The organism is Saccharothrix coeruleofusca (assembly GCF_017876325.1).
Taxonomy (GTDB): domain Bacteria; phylum Actinomycetota; class Actinomycetes; order Mycobacteriales; family Pseudonocardiaceae; genus Actinosynnema; species Actinosynnema coeruleofuscum.
Genome location: NZ_JAGINV010000001.1, coordinates 4,242,825 through 4,260,336 on the forward strand (window position 1 = coordinate 4,242,825; position 17,512 = coordinate 4,260,336).

At 73.7% G+C, this 17,512-nt stretch carries 13 protein-coding genes; 5 read left to right on the forward strand and 8 right to left on the reverse strand.

The genetic code is table 11. From position 1 onward, the window contains the following. Positions 1-65 precede the first annotated feature (65 nt). Positions 66-431: a VOC family protein gene (locus JOF41_RS18660; protein WP_209620810.1), complete on the forward strand. Its 366-nt coding sequence runs from the start codon at positions 66-68 to the stop codon at positions 429-431. On the opposite strand, the gene JOF41_RS18665 is transcribed toward JOF41_RS18660, so the two are convergent. The 4 genes from JOF41_RS18665 to JOF41_RS18680 form a co-directional block, all read right to left on the reverse strand. After that, positions 417-1,388, reverse strand: coding sequence for an alpha/beta hydrolase family protein (locus JOF41_RS18665; RefSeq protein ID WP_209620813.1), 972 nt, complete (start codon positions 1,386-1,388; stop codon positions 417-419). The genes JOF41_RS18660 and JOF41_RS18665 overlap by 15 nt on opposite strands. Before the next feature lie 2 nt (positions 1,389-1,390). Then, positions 1,391-1,846, reverse strand: a complete 456-nt coding sequence (locus tag JOF41_RS18670; RefSeq protein WP_189224986.1) for a nuclear transport factor 2 family protein — start codon at positions 1,844-1,846, stop codon at positions 1,391-1,393. Between the two features lie 121 nt (positions 1,847-1,967). Next, positions 1,968-2,801: a helix-turn-helix transcriptional regulator gene (locus JOF41_RS18675; RefSeq protein WP_209620815.1), complete on the reverse strand. Its 834-nt coding sequence runs from the start codon at positions 2,799-2,801 to the stop codon at positions 1,968-1,970. Positions 2,802-2,933: 132 nt separating this feature from the next. Further along, positions 2,934-3,803, reverse strand: coding sequence for an alpha/beta fold hydrolase (locus JOF41_RS18680; RefSeq protein ID WP_209620818.1), 870 nt, complete (start codon positions 3,801-3,803; stop codon positions 2,934-2,936). Positions 3,804-4,010: 207 nt separating this feature from the next. On the opposite strand from JOF41_RS18680, the gene JOF41_RS18685 reads away from it, so the two are divergent. Further along, positions 4,011-5,030, forward strand: a complete 1,020-nt coding sequence (locus JOF41_RS18685) for an aldo/keto reductase (RefSeq protein ID WP_209620821.1) — start codon at positions 4,011-4,013, stop codon at positions 5,028-5,030. A gap of 33 nt (positions 5,031-5,063) precedes the next feature. Here JOF41_RS18685 and JOF41_RS18690 read toward each other — a convergent pair whose 3' ends face one another. Together JOF41_RS18690 and JOF41_RS18695 are read right to left on the reverse strand one after the other, a co-directional pair. Further along, complete coding sequence (locus tag JOF41_RS18690; RefSeq protein WP_209620823.1) at positions 5,064-7,340, reverse strand: S9 family peptidase; 2,277 nt, start codon at positions 7,338-7,340, stop codon at positions 5,064-5,066. Positions 7,341-7,564: 224 nt separating this feature from the next. Then, on the reverse strand, positions 7,565-9,574 hold the full coding sequence (locus JOF41_RS18695) for an MMPL family transporter (RefSeq protein WP_209620827.1): 2,010 nt from the start codon (positions 9,572-9,574) through the stop codon (positions 7,565-7,567). A gap of 79 nt (positions 9,575-9,653) precedes the next feature. On the opposite strand from JOF41_RS18695, the gene JOF41_RS18700 reads away from it, so the two are divergent. The 3 genes from JOF41_RS18700 (at position 9,654) to JOF41_RS18710 (ending at position 12,958) form a co-directional block, all read left to right on the forward strand. Beyond that, positions 9,654-10,142 (forward strand): MarR family winged helix-turn-helix transcriptional regulator, encoded by a 489-nt coding sequence (locus JOF41_RS18700; protein WP_229795954.1) that lies wholly within the window; start codon positions 9,654-9,656, stop codon positions 10,140-10,142. A gap of 53 nt (positions 10,143-10,195) precedes the next feature. After that, positions 10,196-11,302 (forward strand): NAD(P)/FAD-dependent oxidoreductase, encoded by a 1,107-nt coding sequence (locus tag JOF41_RS18705; RefSeq protein ID WP_209620830.1) that lies wholly within the window; start codon positions 10,196-10,198, stop codon positions 11,300-11,302. A gap of 183 nt (positions 11,303-11,485) precedes the next feature. After that, a complete protein-coding gene (locus tag JOF41_RS18710) occupies positions 11,486-12,958 on the forward strand; it encodes a DHA2 family efflux MFS transporter permease subunit (RefSeq protein ID WP_189224979.1) in 1,473 nt (490 codons plus the stop codon). A 31-nt stretch (positions 12,959-12,989) separates the two neighbouring features. On the opposite strand, the gene JOF41_RS18715 is transcribed toward JOF41_RS18710, so the two are convergent. Both JOF41_RS18715 and JOF41_RS18720 read right to left on the reverse strand, forming a co-directional pair. After that, positions 12,990-13,298: an STAS domain-containing protein gene (locus JOF41_RS18715; RefSeq protein ID WP_189224978.1), complete on the reverse strand. Its 309-nt coding sequence runs from the start codon at positions 13,296-13,298 to the stop codon at positions 12,990-12,992. After that, positions 13,295-17,410, reverse strand: coding sequence for a SpoIIE family protein phosphatase (locus tag JOF41_RS18720; protein WP_307867460.1), 4,116 nt, complete (start codon positions 17,408-17,410; stop codon positions 13,295-13,297). The genes JOF41_RS18715 and JOF41_RS18720 overlap by 4 nt, the downstream gene beginning before the upstream one ends. Between the last annotated feature and the right edge of the window lie 102 nt (positions 17,411-17,512).

Genomic DNA, 17,512 nt, shown 5'->3' on the forward strand with positions numbered 1-17,512 from the left:
GTGTTATCGCGCCACCCTGGCACCGACGGCCGACACCCGGCCGCCGACGGAAGGAGCACGACACCGTGGCAGCGCCCAACCTCTTCCTCATCTACGTCACCGACGTCGAACGGGCGACGGACTTCTACCGCGACCTGTTCGGGATCGAGCCGGTCACCACCACGCCCCGCTACGTCCCGTTCGAGGTGGCCCCCGGCGTGCTGTTCGCCCTGTGGTCCGGCCGGGCCGAGCAGGTCGACCCGGCCGCGCCGCGCTCGTTCGAAGTCGGGCTGATGGTGCCGGGCGGCGCTCCGGCGGTCGACGAGGTCCACGTGAACTGGGCCGCCAAGGGCGTCACCGTCGTCGAGGAACCCCACGACGAGGTCTTCGGGCGGACCTTCGTCATCGCCGACCCGGACGGCAACCTCATCCGCGTCTCACCGGTCGACTGACCGCTGCCCCCGGTCCGGGGCGCCCGGCGGCACGTGGCGCGACAGCCACTCCAGCACCGGCTGGGGCCTGCGCTGGAACTCCAGGTAGCCGTCCCAGCGCGCCGAGGTGCCCCGGACCCACGCCAACCTCTTGTCCCGGACGTCCATCACCTCGAACATCCGCTCCAGGTCGGCGGGCTCGGTGAGGGAGTCGTCGTGGACGCCGTACAAGTAGGTGGGGACGCGGACGTGGCGGGCCCACTCCGCGTCGGGGCGGTCCCGGAAGCCGACCGAGGTGCCGACCAGGACCCTGCGGTCGAGGTCGTCGAGCCGGTCCGCGCCGACGCCGAGGATCTCCAGCACCCGCCCCATGATGACGCGGTCGGACACGGGCTGGCAGGCCACCAGGCACCGGACGCCCTCGAACGCCGCCGGGTCCTGGCGCATCGCCGCGAAGGTCGCGTTCGCGCCCAGGCAGCGGCTGAACAGGGCGACCGCCATGTCCTTGGTGTCGCGCCTGCTCGCCGCGTAGGCGAGCGAGCCCAGGACGTCGCGCGCCTCGTACCGGCCGCTGGTCACGGCGCCGCCGTTCGCCGCGCCGCTCAGGCCCATGTTGCGCAGGTCGTAGGCCAGCACGTTGTAGCCCGCCTCGTGCAGGACCCGGTAGTCGGGGACGAAGTCGACCTCGAAGTCGTTGCCGGTGGGCCCCCAGGTGGAGGCCCACGGTTCCAGGTGGGTGGGCAGCCCGGAGCGGTTGAAGCCCATGGGGTGGTTGGCGATGACGAGCCGGTCGGAGTCAGCCGGGATGAACCACCCCTCCAGGGGCACCCCGTCGCGGGCGGGGAAGGTCACCTCCTCGTACTCCAGCCCCTCCTCCGCGGGCGTGCGCAGGACGGGCGAGCGGACCGGGTTCAGGAACGCGCCCGCGAGCCGGTCGAGCACCTCCTCGGCCTGCCGCGCGGTGAGCGTGGTCGGCACCGTCACTCCCCCATCGGCTTGCTCGGGGACAGGGTCGTCAGCGCCCGACCGGTGGCGAAGTCCAGCGGCACCGAGACGTGGTCGTGGATCATCAGCCACTGGCCGTCGACGCGGCGGAAGCAGTTGGTGGTCCGCACCCACAGGTCTACCTCCTGGCCGTTCATGGTGCCGACCAGGCGCACCAGCAGGCGGGCGAACCCGAGGTCGGTCGAGGCGTGCACCTCGACGTCGGCGAAGTCCAGGCGCAGCGGGCCCCGCCACGCGGCGAAGAAGTCGACCCAGTTGCGGCGCCACATCTCGCCGCCGCGGAACTCGATGGGCGGCATGAGGTCGAAGGCGCTGAACGCCTCGCCGTCGGCGTAGAAGGACATCATGCCCTCGACGTCCTTGGCCTCGAAGGTCTTCCGCCACTGCTCCATGCGCAGCGCGAGTTCGTCGACCGGCGCGGTGGTGGTCACGGTCCTTTGCTCCTCTCGGGACGGTGGTCCGTGCGTGCACCGCAGATCCTGTTCCCGCGCGGCGGGTCCGACCACGCCGTGGTCATACGGGTACCGCCAGTACCCCCCAGCGCCCGTCGGATCAGGCGCTGTCGCCCAGGAGGCGCCGGATGCGCTCCGCGTCCCGCTCGGTGTCCGGCGTGTAGAGCACCATCCCGAGTCCGGGCTCGTCGTCCACGGCGAACGACGAGTACCACAGGGAGAGGTCGCCCGCGGTGGGGTGGGCCAGGTGCTTGACGCCTTCGCCCAGCACGCCGACGTCGTTGGCCTCCCACATCCCGGCGAACTCCGCGCTGCGCGCGCGCAGCTCCCGGACCAGTCGCTCGGCCTCGCTCGTGGCCCCCCAGCGGGCGAGTTCGAGCCGGAAGGTCGACACGGCCAGTCCGGCTTCGCGTTCCCAGTGCCGCAACAACTTCCGCGAGGCCGGGTCGAGGAAGAGGATCTTCAGCACGTTGCGCTCCCCCGGCTCCATGGCCTCGTAGTCGGAGAGCACCAGCCGAGCCGCGCGGTTCCAGGCCACGACGTCCCACGCCGCGGTCTTGAGGTACGCCGGGGCGTGCGGGAAGCCGTCGAGCGCCCGGCGGAAGCGCGGGTCGACCACGGCCGCCGCCGGGCCGCGCGGCGCGTCCACCCGCCGCCCCTGGACGAGCAGGAACAGGTGCTCGCGCTCCGCCCGGCTCAGCAGCAGGGCGTCGGCCACGCTCCGCAGCACCCGCGCGGACGGCGTTCCCCCTCGGCCCTGCTCCAGGCGCGTGTACCACTCGACGCTGACGTCCGCGCGGCGGGCGACCTCCTCGCGGCGCAACCCCGGCGTGCGGCGGCGGGTGGCCGAGGACAGGCCGACGGCCGCGGGGTCCACGCGCTCGCGCCGCGACCGGAGGAAAGCCCCCAGCGAGTTCTCCGAGGACGGTGCCACGCGGCCCTCCGGGTTCCGGGGCGGGTCCGCCCGCCCGCGCTGAGCCTTGCCGGGTCGAACCTACCCGCCGATGGCGGCCGATCGGCAGGCGGAGCCTCCACTCCGGACACCGCGACCGGCACGGGGACGGCTTCAGCCGATCCAGTCCAGCACCAGCTCGGCCACCTCGTCCGGCCGGTCCAGGTGCATGAAGTGGCCCGCGTCCGCCACGACCCGCACCGATGAGCCGGGCGCCAGCGCCGCCCGCGCGTCGGCGAAGGCGGCAGGCGGCAGGCAGCCGTCGTCGGCGCCCGCCAGCACCAGCAGCGGGATCGTGGCGGGCAGCTCGCTGCGCGCGGCCAGCGGCGCCAGTTCGGGGTCGCGCAGCGAGGTGTCGAAGTTGGCGCGGTACACCCTCAGGGTGTTGCGCAGCACCTGCGGGTCGCCGTACTGCGCGTGCACCCGCGCCCGGTGGCGCTCGTCGAGGCTCAGGCCGGGCGACCAGGTCGCCCACAGGTGGTCCACCAGCCGCCGGTTCACCGCCAGCAGCGCCTCGGCCACCTCGGGCACCTGGAACAGCCACAGGTAGAAGAACCGCTGCTGCTGCTCGGGGTCGGTCAGCAGGGCGGGCAGGGCACCGGGCGGTGGCACCGCCATGGTGACGCCGCGGCGCAGCCGGTGCGGCCACAGCGCGGCCAGCCTGGCCACCATGCCCGCGCCGATGTCGTGCCCCACCATGTCCACCCCCTGGTCCGGGGACAGCGCCTCGGCCACCGCGGCGGCGTCGGCGGCGAGCGTGAGGCCGTCGCCGTGGGGCATCCGGTCGGCGGTGGCGGGGTGGTGCCCGCGCAGGAACGGCGCGACGACCCGCCTGCCCGCGGCCACCAGGCGCTCGGCCAGCGGCCCGAACGTGGCCGGGTGGTCGGGGAACCCGTGCCAGCACACCACCGGCGGCCCGTCCCCCGCGACCAGCGCGGGGAAGTCGAGGCGCTCGGTGCTGATGACGATCTCCTCGAAGTCCACGCCCGCAAGGTAGCCCACAACCCCCTCACCCAGCCCGCGTCGGCAAGTACTACCCGAAGCGACTCCGGGGGCCGTCAACTACCACCCGTCGTCCCGAACGCTCGGTTCGGGGATGGGAGTTGCTAAGTGGAACTATGTTCCGTAACTTGTGGAGCGATGTTCCGGTTATTCGGGCGTCGCGCACCAGCCGCAAGGAGGAGCACGGTCATGCAGTACCGCACTTTGGGTCACACCGGCGTGCAGGTCAGTTCCCTCGCGCTCGGCGCGATGAACTTCGGGCGGGTCGGCGGCACCGGCCAGGACGAGGCCACCGCCATCGTCGACGCGGCCCTCGAAGGCGGGATCAACCTCATCGACACCGCCGACGCCTACAGCGGCGGGGAGTCCGAGGAGATGGTCGGCAAGGCCATCGCGGGCCGCCGCGACGACGTCGTGCTGGCCACGAAGGCGGGCCTGCCGCTGGGTGACGAGCGCAACCACCGGGGTGGCTCGCGCCGCTGGCTGACCACCGCGCTGGAGGGCAGCCTGCGCCGCCTCGGCGTCGACCACGTCGACCTCTACCAGGTCCACCGGTGGGACCCGAGCACCAGCGACGAGGAGACCCTGTCGGCGCTGACCGACCTGCGACGAGCGGGCAAGATCCGCTACTTCGGCTCCTCCACCTTCCCCGCCCACCGCATCGTGCAGGCCCAGTGGGCCGCCCGCGAGCACCACCTCGGCCGCTACACCACCGAGCAGCCCAGCTACTCCGCCCTGCAGCGCGGGGTCGAAGCCGACGTGCTGCCGGTGGCCCAGCAGTACGGGCTCGGCGTGCTGGTGTGGAGCCCGCTGGCGTCGGGCTGGCTGTCGGGCGCGGTCCGCGCGGGCCGGGAGGTCCGCACCAACCGCTCGACGTTCATGCCGCAGCGCTTCGACACCGCCCTGCCCCACAACCGGGCCAGGCTCGACGCCGTCGAGCGGTTGGTGGCCGTCGCCGAGGAGGCGGGCCTGACCCTGATCCAGCTCGCGCTCGGGTTCGTCACCGCGCACCCGGCGGTGACCAGCGCGCTCATCGGCCCCCGCACGCTGGAACACCTGGCCTCGCAGCTCGCCGCCGCCGACACCGCGCTGCCCGCCGACGTGCTGGACGCGATCGACGCGATCGTCGCGCCCGGCGTGGACCTGGCCGCGCACGAGAAGAACGACACCCCGCCCGCGCTGCTCGACCCGTCGCTGCGGCGGCGCTGACCCGAGGGCGGACCACCGGGGCCGGTCGCACGCTCAGGCGAACAGCCCGCCGAGCAGTTCCGGACCCAGCGCGATGGGCGCGGGGCGGTGGGCGGGCGGCCGCGCGCCCACCAGCTCGCGCACCAGGAAGTCCCAGCAGCGCTTGCGGACGTAGGCCAGGCAGTCGATGAGCGTGTGCTCGGCCCCCGGCACCACGAGCAGCTCGAAGTCCTTGTCGGCGGCGATGAGCCGGTCGGCCAGCCGCAGCGTGTGATCCGGGTGCACCTGGTCGTCCAGCTCGCCGTGGACCAGCAGCAGCTTGCCCGCCAACCGGTCGGCTATGTCCACATTGGAGGAACACGCCCACGCCTCCGGGTTGTCCGCCCCGTCGTAGGACTCCACGAAACCCGCGTTGAAGCAGCGGGTGTCGTGCGGCCCGGACAGGGCGACGCCCACCCGGAAGACCTCGGGGAAGTCCAGCATCGCCCGCACCGCGGCGAAACCGCCGCCGGAGTGGCCGAACGCGCCCACCCGGTCCAGGTCCATCCAGGGCCGGGTCCGGGCCAGCTGCCGCAGGGCGGCGACGTGGTCGGCCAGGCCGCCCGCGTCGGCCAAGCGGCCGTAGGAGGCGTCGTGGAAGGACTTGTCCCGCCCAGGGGTGCCCCGGCCGTCCAGCGCCACCACCACGAAGCCCAACGCCGCCAGCGGTTCCGCGTCCAGCCCCATCCCGCCCTGGTCGAAGCACGGGGCGACGCGGGTGACCTGCGGGCCGGGGTAGAGGCTGTCCACCACCGGGTAGCGCCGGGCGGGGTCGAACCCGCGCGGCCGGTACAGCACGCCGTAGACGTCGGTCACCCCGTCGGCCGCCTTGACCCGGAACCGCTCCGGCGGCGTCCAGCCGGTGGCGAGGAGCCCGCCGATGTCGGCCCGCTCCAGCTCGACCAGCACCCGACCGGACCAGTCGCGGACCGTGGTCACCGGCGGAGTGTCCACTGTGGACGCCGAGTCGAGGAAGTACCCCTGACCGTCGGGCACGGTGACGACGTGGTCCAGCTCGTCGTCGGTGAGCTTGGCGAAGCCGGAGCCGTCCAGGCCGACCCGGCACACCGTGCGCCGGTACGGGTCCTCCTCGACCAGTCCGGAGGCGGTGAAGTACACCACCCGCTCGGCCTCGTCCACGCGCAGGACCTGCCGCACCGCCCACCGCCCGGAGGTGACCCGCCCGAGCAGCGCGCCGGTGCGCAGGTCGTACCGGTACAGGTGGCCCCAGCCGTCCCGCTGCGAGTACCACAGCACCTCCTGGGCCAGCACCCGCACCAGCGGCGGCTCGTAGGCCCACTGGTTGGGCTCCACGCGGGTGGCACCGGTCTCGCTGAGCACGGCGGTGACCTCGCCGGTGGTCGGGTCCAGCCGGAACAGGGTGAGCGTGCGCAGGTCGCGCGGCCGGTCGAGGTAGTACACCGCCGAGCCGTCCGGGGCCCACCACGCCCACTGGGCCGCGATCGGCGACATCTGCGCCATGAGCGGCGGTTCGGCCCGCGCGCGGACCACCGCGCCCTCGGCGACGTCCAGCACGACCAGTTCGGCTCGGGGCAGTTCCTCGTCCCCCGCGTAGGCGTAGCGCTGGGTGCGCAGGACGGGTGCGCCGCCGTCGGCGGGCCTGGCCTCCACCAGGTGGGTCCGCCGGACGCCGCGCTCGTCGGTGCGGTGCGCCAGCACCTTGGTCGAGTCGGGCGACCAGGCCACCGCGGGCGGCAGGTGCGGCAGGCCGATCTTGCGCAGCAGGGTGGCGTTGCCCGTGCAGTCCGGACCCGTGCCGTACTGGTGGTCGGGCCCGCCATCGGTGGTCAGCGCCCACTCCCGGCCGTCGGACCGCGAGCGCGCCCACAGGTCGTGCCCCCGCCGGAACACCGCGACCCGGTTGTCCGGCGACGGCACCTCCAGCGGGTTGCCCGGCGGAGCGGGCTCGGTCCGCTCGCAGGCGTAGTCGTCCAGGCGGCAGCGCCAGCGCGCGCCGAGGGCGTCGAACTCCACGGCGTCGCCGACCGGTTCGACGGTGGCGAAGGGCAGCGCCCCGGGGTCGACCAGCTGCCCGGAGGCGGTGGCCAGCGCGGCGGCGAGCAGGTCGTGGTCGAAGGCGGGCGCACGGCTGCCCGCCGCCGGGTCGACCAGCACGAACCGCCTGCCGACACCGGTGCCGACCGAGTACCAGAAGCGGGCGCCCCCGTCGATCCACCGCGGTTCGACCTTGTCGCCGACGACGAGCTCGCCGGGCCGGGCGGAGCGGCGGAGCAGCTGCTCCGCCGCCTGGTAGTCCTGGGTGGTGCTCATCCTCGTCCGTCCTCGGGGTCGGTTCCGGGCGCGTCGGCCGTCCCGGACACGTTGTTTCTGACTCCAGAAACGCTACGTTGCGTTCCGGAACCCGACAACGAGGATGTTGTCTGATCTGAGCAAAGTGCCAGGTTAAAGGCGAGACATCGTTGCAAAGCCGCTAAAAGCAATGCAACGATAAGCCCGACTGTCGTTGCAATGACTTGACGGTGAACGCACGCGCCTCAGTCCTTGCCCCGCATGAGCTTCGAAGGCCACCAGATGCGCCTGCCCAGGTCCACGGCCAGCGCGGGCACCAGCAGCGACCGCACCACCAGGGTGTCCAGCAGGACGCCGAAGGCGACGATGAACGCGATCTGCGCCAGGAACAGGATCGGCAGCACCGCCAGCGCCGAGAACGTCGCCGCCAGCACCACGCCCGCCGAGGTGATCACCCCGCCGGTGATGGTCAAGCCGCGCAGCACGCCCTCGCGGGTGCCCAGCTCCCGGCTCTCCTCGCGCACGCGCGTCATCAGGAAGATGTTGTAGTCGATGCCCAGCGCCACCAGGAAGACGAACCCGAACAGCGGCACCACCGGGTCCGCGCCGGGGAAGTCGAGCACGTGGTTGAACACCAGCGCGGACACGCCCATGGTCGCGGCAAAGGACAGCACCACGGTGGCGATCAGCAGCAGCGGTGCCAGCAGCGAGCGCAGCAGCAGCGCCAGCACCAGGAAGATCACCACCAGCACGATCGGGATGATGACCAGCCGGTCGCGCTCGGAGGTGCGCTCGGTGTCGAGCTGGGTCGCGGTGGGCCCGCCCACCTTGGCCTCGGCTCCGGGCACCGCGCGCACCGCGTCCCGCAGCCGTTGCACGGTCGTGGTGGCCGCCGCCGAGTCGGCCGGGTCGGCCAGCACGACGTCGATCCTGGCCAGGTCCTCGGCGCGCTTGGTCACGTCGACCTTGGCCACCCCGTCGACCCGCGCGGCGGCGGCCACCTCGTCGGCCCGCTCCGCCCGCGCCAGCACGACCGTGGGCGCGCCGCTGCCGCCGGGGAAGTGCCGCGACAGCACCTCCTGGCCCCGCACCGAGTCGACCTCGTTGAGGAAGACGTCGGACTGGGCGGTGCCGGAGGCGCGCAGCTGCGGCACGAACGCCACGCCCGCCAGCAGCACCAGCGCGGTCACCACCCAGGTCGCGCGCGGCCGGGTCGCGACCAGGCGGGCGACCCGGCCCCACAGCCCGCTGCGCTCCGGGTGCGCGGAGCCGAACGCCGGGCGGCGCGGCCAGAACGCGGCGCGGCCGAACAGCACCAGGGCGGCGGGCAGGAAGGTCACCGAGGCGGCGAACGCGGCGGCGATGCCGATGGCGGCCACCGGGCCGAGGCCCTTGTTGGAGTTGAGGTCGCTGAACAGCAGGCACAGCACGCCCAGCACGACCGTGCCCGCGGAGGCGGCGATCGGTTCGAGGGTGGCCCGCCAGGCGGTGCGCATGGCCCGGAAGCGGTCCTCGGTGTCGCGCAACTGCTCGCGGTAGCGGGAGACCAGCAGCAGCGCGTAGTCGGTGGCCGCGCCGAACACCAGGATCGACAGGATGCCCTGGCTCTGGCCGTTGAGGTCGATGACGTCGCGGTCGGCCAGCAGGTAGACGGCCAGGCTGGCCAGGCCCAGCGCGAGCACGCCGGACAGCAGCACCAGCACCGGCAGCAGCGGGCTGCGGTAGACCAGCACCAGGATCACCGCCACCACCGCGCCCGCGACCAGCAGCAGGAGCCCGTCGATGCCGCCGAACGCCTCCTTGAGGTCGGCCACCTGCGCGGCCGGGCCGGTGACCAGCACGGTCAGCCCGTCCGGGGCCTGCCCCAGCACTTCGCGGATGCGCTCCACTCCCCCGGCGGGATCGTCCGCGCCGACCGCGACGATCACCTGGAGGGCCTGGCCGTCCTGCTGGGAGGGGATCGGCGGGGACGCCTCGCCGGGCAGCTCGGCGGCGCGGGCGGCCAGGTAGTCGCGGTCGGCCGGGGTGATGCCCGAGGTGCGCTCGGCGATCACGATCGCGGGCAGGCTGTTGCTCCGCTCCAGCTCCCGCAGCCGGTTGGCCACCTCCGTGGCCTCGGCGGACTCGGGCAGGAAGGCGGTGTTGTCGTTGACCGCCACATCGCTGAGCTTGCCGGTGTAGGGACCGCCGAAGCCGCCCAGCGCCAGCCAGGCGACGGCGATGAGCGCGGGCAGGAGCCATCGTTTCGCGGTCACGGGACAATGTCCTCCGGAGCTGTGAACTTCGAGCGACACATATTTCGACGGTCGAAATATTAGAGGAGGGCGCACCGGCGTGCACGACAACGCGACGCTGATCAGGCTGCTGCGGCAGCTGACGGTGGAGACCGACCGGTTCGCCGAGCTGTTCGGCGAGGCGCACCGGATGCACCGCACCGACCTCAACGCGCTCACCCTCATCATGGACGCCAAGGCGCAGGGCCGCCCGCTGTCGCCCACCGGGCTGGCGCGGGCGCTGCACCTGAGCGCTTCGGCCACCACGTCGGTGCTGGACCGGCTGGAGTCCTCCGGGCACATCCGCCGGGTCCGCAGCGCCACCGACCGGCGCAAGGTCGAACTGGTGGTGGCCGACCAGGCCCTGGAGCTGGGACGGGCGTTCTTCGTGCCGCTCGGCCTGGCGCTGACCGAGGCGTGGACCGGCTTCGACGACGAGCAGCGGGCCACCATCACCCGGTTCCTCCAGGCCAGCGTCGAGGCCACGGCGGCGGTGCGCGCGACGCTGGTCGAACCCGATCAGGAGCACTCCCCCGCTGACCGCGTGTGACACGGGCGACGCCGGTACCTTCAGGTGCCCGATCCGCTCGGGAAGGGGTGGGCATGGTCAGGGTGGTCGTCCTCGGCAGCGGTGTCCTGGGCGCGTCCACGGCGCACCACCTCGCCCGGCTCGGGGCCTCGGTCACGCTCGTGTCCGAGGCCGGGCCCGCCAGCGGGGCCTCCGGCAGGTCGCTGTCGTGGTTGAACTCCGCGGCCGTCCGGTCAACCGACTACCACCGGTTGCGACTGCTCGGCATCGACCGCTACCGCGCACTGGCCGCGCGCCTGGGCGGACCGGCGTGGCTGCGCTTCGACGGCCGCCTGACCTGGTGCGCGCCCGACCAGCGAGCCCGGTTGCGCGAGGTGTTCGCCTGGCAGCGGGCCGAGGGCCCGCCGGTCGAGTGGCTGTCGGCGGGCGAGGTCGCGGAGGTGGTCGCCGGGGTCGACCCCGCCGCCGTGCCGGAGTGCGGCGCGGTGCGCACCCCCGACGAGGGCTGGGTGGACCTGCCGTCCCTGATCGCCCTGCTGCTCGCGGAGCTGACCCGGCTCGGCGGGACGGTGGTGACCGACGCCGGGCGGGCCGAGGTGGTGACCTCGGGCGGCCGCGCGATCGGCGCCCGGACCGGGTCCGGGCTGAGCTGGGACGCCGACGCGGTGGTGCTGGCCACCGGCGCGGGCGTGCCCGGCGCGCTGGCCCGCCTCGGCTTCCCGATCGGCGACCGGACCACGACCGCGCTGCTGGTGCGCAGCGACCCGGTTGACGTCGGGCTGCGCATGGTCCTGATCACACCGCGGGTGTCGATCCGCCCCACGCCCGACGGCGCGCTGGTGTTCGACTCGGCGTGGTCGGAGGAGGCGGTCGGGCGGCACGGCAACGACCCGGACCTGATCCACTCCATTGTGGACGGTCTGTGCGCGGAGGCCCGCGCCGTGCTCGCGGGCAACCCGGAGCTGTCGCCGCGCTCCTTCGCGATGGGGCCCAAACCCGTTCCCGCCGACGGCGAACCGGTGCTGGGACCGGTGCCGGGCGTCGAGGGCCTGCACGTGGCGTTCAGCCACAGCGGCGCCACCCTGGGCCTGGTCGCCGGGGAACTGCTGGCCGACCGGATCGTCACCGGCGAGACCCACCCGCTGCTGGCGCCCTTCGTCCCCGACCGGTTCGCGCGCTGACCGCCGAAGCGCCCGCCGTCCGGGAAATGTCCGCCCCGCGGGGGAATATCCCTGCCGCACCACTCGTTCCGCACCCACGATGCGAAAAATCACGGGCCGCACCCTGCCCGCGCGAGTAGGGTGGGCGGCGCTCATCGGCGCTGTCGCTGTTCCGCGCGCCCATTTCACCCTGGGGGACCCCGCATGACTTCCACTGCCGCGCCCGACGCCGTGACCGGCGCCGGGTCGTCGCCGCCTTCGCTGAGCCGCCGCGACCGCACCGTGATCGCCGTGCTGCTGGTGGCCACGTTCGTGGTCATCCTCAACGAGACGATCATGGGCGTCGCGCTCCCGGTGCTGCTCGACGAGCTCCAGGTGACCGCGGCCGTGGGGCAGTGGCTCACCGCGGGCTTCCTGCTGACCATGTCGGTGGTCATCCCGGTCACCGGCTACCTGATCCAGCGGGTGCCCACCCGCGTGCTCTACGGCGCGGCGATGACCCTGTTCAGCGCGGGCACGCTGCTCGCGGCGCTGGCCCCCGGCTTCACCGTGCTGATGGCGGGCCGCGTGGTGCAGGCGTGCGGCACGGCGATCATGCTGCCGCTGCTGATGACGACGGTGATGACGCTGGTGCCGCCCGCCCGCCGGGGCGCGGTGATGGGCAACATCTCCATCGTGATCTCCGTCGCGCCCGCCATCGGCCCCACGGTCTCGGGCGTGGTGCTCAACACCTTCGGCTGGCGCGCCATGTTCTGGGTGGTGCTGCCCATCGCGGTGGGCACGCTGCTGCTGGGCGTGCGCCAGGTGACCAGCGTCGGCGAGTCCAGCGACACCCCGCTGGACCTGCTGTCGGTCGCGCTGTCGGTGGTCGGCTTCGGCGGGCTGGTCTACGGCCTGTCCAGCATCGGCCACTCGGGCGGCTCGGCGGGCACCACGCTGTGGGTCTCGTTCGCGCTGGGCATCGGCGGCATCACCGCGTTCGTGCTGCGCCAGGTGTCGCTGCAGCGCCGCGAACGCGCGCTGCTGGACCTGCGCACCTTCACCTTCCGCACGTTCACCCTGGCCAGCGCCCTGATGATGGTGATGATGGGGCTGCTGCTGGGCACCGTGACGATCCTGCCGATCTACCTGCAGAACGTGCTGCGCCTGGACCCGCTGGCCACCGGCCTGCTGCTGCTGCCCGGCGGCCTGCTGATGGGTCTGCTGTCGCCGTTGGTCGGCCGCCTCTACGACCGGGTGGGCCCGCGCGTCCTGCTCGTCGTCGGCACGGCCGCCACCAGCGCCTCGCTCTGGTTCGCCACCACCTTCGACGCCGCCACGCCCGCGGCGCTGGTGCTGGTGTTCCACCTGGTGCTGAGCCTGGGTCTGGCGTTCTCGTTCACCCCGCTGTTCTCCTCCGGCCTGGGCGCGCTGCCCTCCCGGCTGTACTCCCACGGCAGCGCCGTGTTCAGCACCACCCAGCAGCTGGCCGCCGCGGCCGGGGTCGCGCTGCTGGTCAGCGTGATGAGCGCGGCCGCCGCCGAGCTGACCGCGTCCGGCCAGGCCGCGGCCGCCGAGATGGGCGGCGTGCACTCGGCGCTGCTGCTCGCGGCGTTCGTGTCGCTGCTGCCGGTGGCCGGTTCCTTCGCGATCGGCGGCAAGGTCGACACCGGGGCGGGGGTTCCCGCCCACCACTGAGCGCCACGGGGCGGGGGCTCCTCCCCCGCCCCTACTCGGGCGCGGCGGGTTCCCGCAACCCGCGCACGGTGGTCACCTCGGCCAGCCCCGAGATGGTGATGACCGGTGCCAGGAGGGGGCTCGCGAGCAGTTCGACGTGGTCGGCGTGGGTGAAGAGCACGCTCAGGCCCGCGCTGTCGAGGTAATCCACCCCGGTCAGGTCGACGACCACCCGCCCCGGCACGTCCTCCAGAGCGGCGGCGAAGGCCGCGATGTTGCTCATGTCGATCTCGCCCACGACCTTGAGGACCGCGGTCCCGTCCGGACGACTGCCCGGCGTGAGGGTGAGCGGTGTGGTCATCGCGGAATCCTCATGCGCATGTCGACGACCGTGCCGACCGGGCCCGGCGTGATGGTGACGTGCCGCATCGTGGCGCGCATCAGCGCCACCCCGCGCCCCCGGTGCGGGTTGTCCTGCGGGCGGGGCGTCTTCCACCGGCCGTTGTCGGCCACGGTCAGGCGCAGGTCGTCGACCGCGGCTTCGACCCTGAGCCGGACGTGGGCGCGAGCCGCGTCGCGGTAGCCGTGCTCGATGGCGTTGGCGCACGCCTCGCCCGCCGCCAGCAGCACGTTCTGCGCCGCGTCGGGCGAGAGCCCGCACCGCTCCAGCCAGCCGCGCAGTGCCCGGCGGACCGGCGCGAGCTGGGCGGGGTCGGCGGGGAAGGTCAGCTCCAGCGGAGCCGGGTAGCGGTACAGCAGCAGCGCCACGTCGTCGTCGTACCCCCCGGCCGGGGCCAACCGGGTCATCAGCAGGTCCGCCAGGTCGTCCAGGGTGGCGCCGCGGCCGTCCCGGACGACCCCGGCCGCCTGGTCGATGCCCGCGGTCAGCGGGCTGCGGCGGCGCTCGACCAGACCGTCGGTGTAGACCAGCAGGGTGGAGCGGGGCGGCAGGGCGCACTCCGCCTCCGGGCGCCCGACGTCCATCCGCACCGCGAGCGGGGTCGAACGCCCCCGGTCCAGCAGGGTGGTGCTCCCGTCGGCCTTGGCCAGGACGGCGGGCGGGTGCCCGGCGCTGGAGTAGGTCAGCTCGCCCGTCGCCGGGTCCAGCACGCCGCAGAACACGGTGGTGCACACCGCGCCGGGGATGCCCGCGGCGAAGTGGTCCAGCGCCATGAGGGTGCTGGCCGGGCCCTGCTGCTGCAGCAGGAGAGCCCGGCAGGCGCTGCGCAACTGCCCCATGACGGCGGCGGCTTTCAGGCCGCGGCCGACGCAGTCGCCGAGGACGACGCCGATGCGGCCGTCGGGCAGGGCGACGATGTCGTACCAGTCGCCGCCGACCCCCAGGGGGCGCGCCGCGGGCTCGTAGCGGACGACGAAGCCCTCGGGCAGGCGGGACGGGCCCAGGATGGCGCGCTGCAACGCCAGTGCGGTCTCCCGCTGTTGGTCGATCTGGTGGGCGCGGATCAGGCCCTGGGCCAGGTGGCCCGCGAGCACGGACAGCAGCAGCTCGTCCTGGTCGGTGAACGGGCGGTGCTCGTCCAGGTCCAGCCAGAGCACCAGGGCGCCCTCGGGGTGCTCCAGGGTGACGCCCACGCCTGCGCCCCTGGTGACCGGGCTGAGCGCGGGGCGCCCGCGCAGGCCGGTGAGCACCGCGCGGTGCTCCTCGCCCAGCCCGTCCCAGGACAGGGCGGTGTCGGTGCCGGTCACGGTCGGCTCGCCGCGCTCGGTGAACACCACGGACAGCACGCGCCGGGCGCGCCACAGGTCCTTGAACTGCTCCAGCGCCCCGGCAAGCGCCTCGGCCGAGCTGGTGGCCCGCGACAGCCGCACGCTCAGCGCCGCCAGCGCCGTCTCGCGCTGGATCGCGCAGCGCTCGGCGGTGACGTCGTGGAAGGTGCCCACGGCGACGGTGCGCCCGGTGTCGGGGTCCTGCGTCAGGTTGAACAGGACGCTGACCCACAGCCGGCGGCCGTCGCGGTGGACCAGCGGAACGGTGTAGTTGCCGCGCCTGCGGTCGCCCAGGCTCTCGAAGGCTTCCGCGGTCTGCCGGTAGGCTTCCGGGTCGGTCTCGGCGTCCGGCCACCACGGGTGCACCATCCGGTAGGGCAGTCCTTCGGGGCCATAGCCGATGATCTCGGTGAACGCCGCGTTGATCTCGACCACGGTGCCTTCCTCGTCGCAGACGAAGAACGCCTCCTGCAGGGACTCCACCAGGGCGGTGCGCCAGCGCGCGTGGTGGTTGCGCAGGCGGGCCAGCTCCACGTGCGCGCGCACCCTGGCCAGCAGCTCCGCCGCGGTGAACGGCTTGACCAGGTAGTCGTCGGCACCCGCCTGCAAGCCCTCGATCGAGGCATCCTGCCCGGCGCGGGCGGACAGCAGCAGCACCGGCACCGCCTCGGTGCGCGGGTCCGCCCGCAGCGCGGACACCAGGGCCAGGCCGTCCATGCGGGGCATCATCACGTCGCTGATGACCAGGTCGGGCTCTTGGGCGCGGATCGCCTCCAGGGCTTTCACGCCGTCTCCGACGGGCCGCACCCGGTAGCCCGCGCCCGCCAGCAGCCGGGCCAGGTACGACCTCATGTCGGCGTTGTCGTCGGCCACCAGCACCGTCGCGGGTACTCCGGGACCGGACGCGGCCGGTGCCCTCACGACCTGCTCGCCGTCCTGCTCGCTGGGCAGCCAGCGCAGGGCTTCCCGCACGTACGGCTCGGCGGTGACGGACACCTCGGACCGGGCGGGCGCGTCGGCGGGCAGGTGGGCGCGGCCGAAGGGCAGGCGGATGGTGAACCGGGTGCCCCTGCCCTCCTGGCTGTCGACGGTGATGGTGCCGCCGTGCAGCTCCACCAGCTCCCGCACCAGCGCCAAGCCGATGCCGCTGCCCTCGTCGGAGCGGCCCCGGGCGTTCTCGACGCGGTGGAAGCGCTCGAACAGCCGGGGGAGCTCCTTGGGCGGCACGCCGATGCCGGTGTCCTCGACCGTGACCACCGCTTGGCCGTCCTCGGCGCGCGTGGAGACGCCGATCGAGCCTTCGAAGGTGAACTTCAGCGCGTTGCTGAGCAGGTTGAGGACCACCCCCTCCCACATGCCGCGGTCCACGTGCACCGGTTCGGGCAGCGGCGGGCAGTCGACCTCGAAGGCCAGCCCGGCGCGGGTGACCGCCGAGCGGAACACGCTGGCCAGCTCGGCGGTGAGGGCGGCGAGGTCGACCGGCTCGTAGGCGGCCCGCGTCCGGCCCGCCTCGATGCGCGAGAAGTCCAGCAGGGTGTTGACCAGCTTGGCCAGCCGCAGCGCGTTGCGGTGGACGACCTCCAGGTCCTCGCGGATCGCGGGCTCCGCCCCGGCCAGCCGGTCGCGCAGCTCCGCCAGCGGGCCCATGATCAGCGTGAGCGGGGTGCGGAACTCGTGGCTGATGTTGGCGAAGAACGCGGTCTTGGCGCGGTCGAGCTCGGCCAGCTCCTCGGCCCGCCGCTGCTGGGCCTGGTAGCCGCGGGCGCTGGCGACCCCCGCCGCGATGTGCCCGGCGACCAGCTCGACGAACCCCCGGTAGCCCTCGTCCAGCGGCCGGTAGCGGTTCAGCCCGGCCACCAGGAAACCGTGCGGCGCGGCGCCCTGCTGCTGCAGCGGCACCAGCAGCGCCCGCACCGGCGGCTCCGCCCAGTCGCCGGCGGGCAGGCCGGTGAACGCGGGCCCGTCGAGCTCCACCACGGCGGATTCGCCGAGGGCGGGGGCCGCCGACGGCCACACCGCCCGCGCGTCGGCGGGCAGCACGGTCGGCGCGGCCGGGTGCCCGGCGGCGATCCCGGTGGTGCCCGCCAGCCGCGCGCCGCCGTCGTCCTGGAACAGGTAGGTCAGCGTGAAGGGCAGGTCCCGCCGGTTGCGGTCGAGCTGGCGGCAGGAGAAGGCGAGCGTCTCCCGCTCGGTGCGCATCACGCTGGGGTCCGAGCCCAGGTCGCGCAGCGTGGCCATGCGCCGCTCGCCGATGACCTTCTGGGTGTCCTCGCTGACCACGCACAGCATGCCGACCACGCCGCCCGAGTCGTCGCGCAGCGGGCTGTAGGAGAACGTGTGGTAGGTCTCCTCCGGGTAGCCCGACCGCTCCAGCAACAGCAGCAGCGCCTCGTCCCAGGTCGCCTCGCCGGTGGTCAGCACGGTCTCGATGCGCGGACCGATGTCGTCCCGGATCTCCGCCCACACCTCGGTCGCGGGCCTGCCCAGCGCCCAGGGGTACTTGCGCCCCAGGGTGTCGTGCCGGTAGGCGGCGTTGCAGAAGAACGTCAGCTCCGGTCCCCACGCCAGCCACATGGGGAAGCGCGACGACAGCAGGATGCTCACCGCCGTGCGCAGGCCCTGGGACCAGTCGGCGGGCGGTCCGAGCGGGGTCCTGGCCCAGTCCACCGCGGCGAGGTCCCGGCCGACCCCGCCGTCCGCGGCGAACACGTCCGCCCAAGCGGGCGGCTCGTCAGAACGCGTCACCGGGTACTCCTTCGTCGACCACTCCGGGACCACCGCTCCGCTGCTGCTCGGCCATGCGACTCCCGCCACCGTCGGAGTCCGATGACACGATGGGGAGATGAT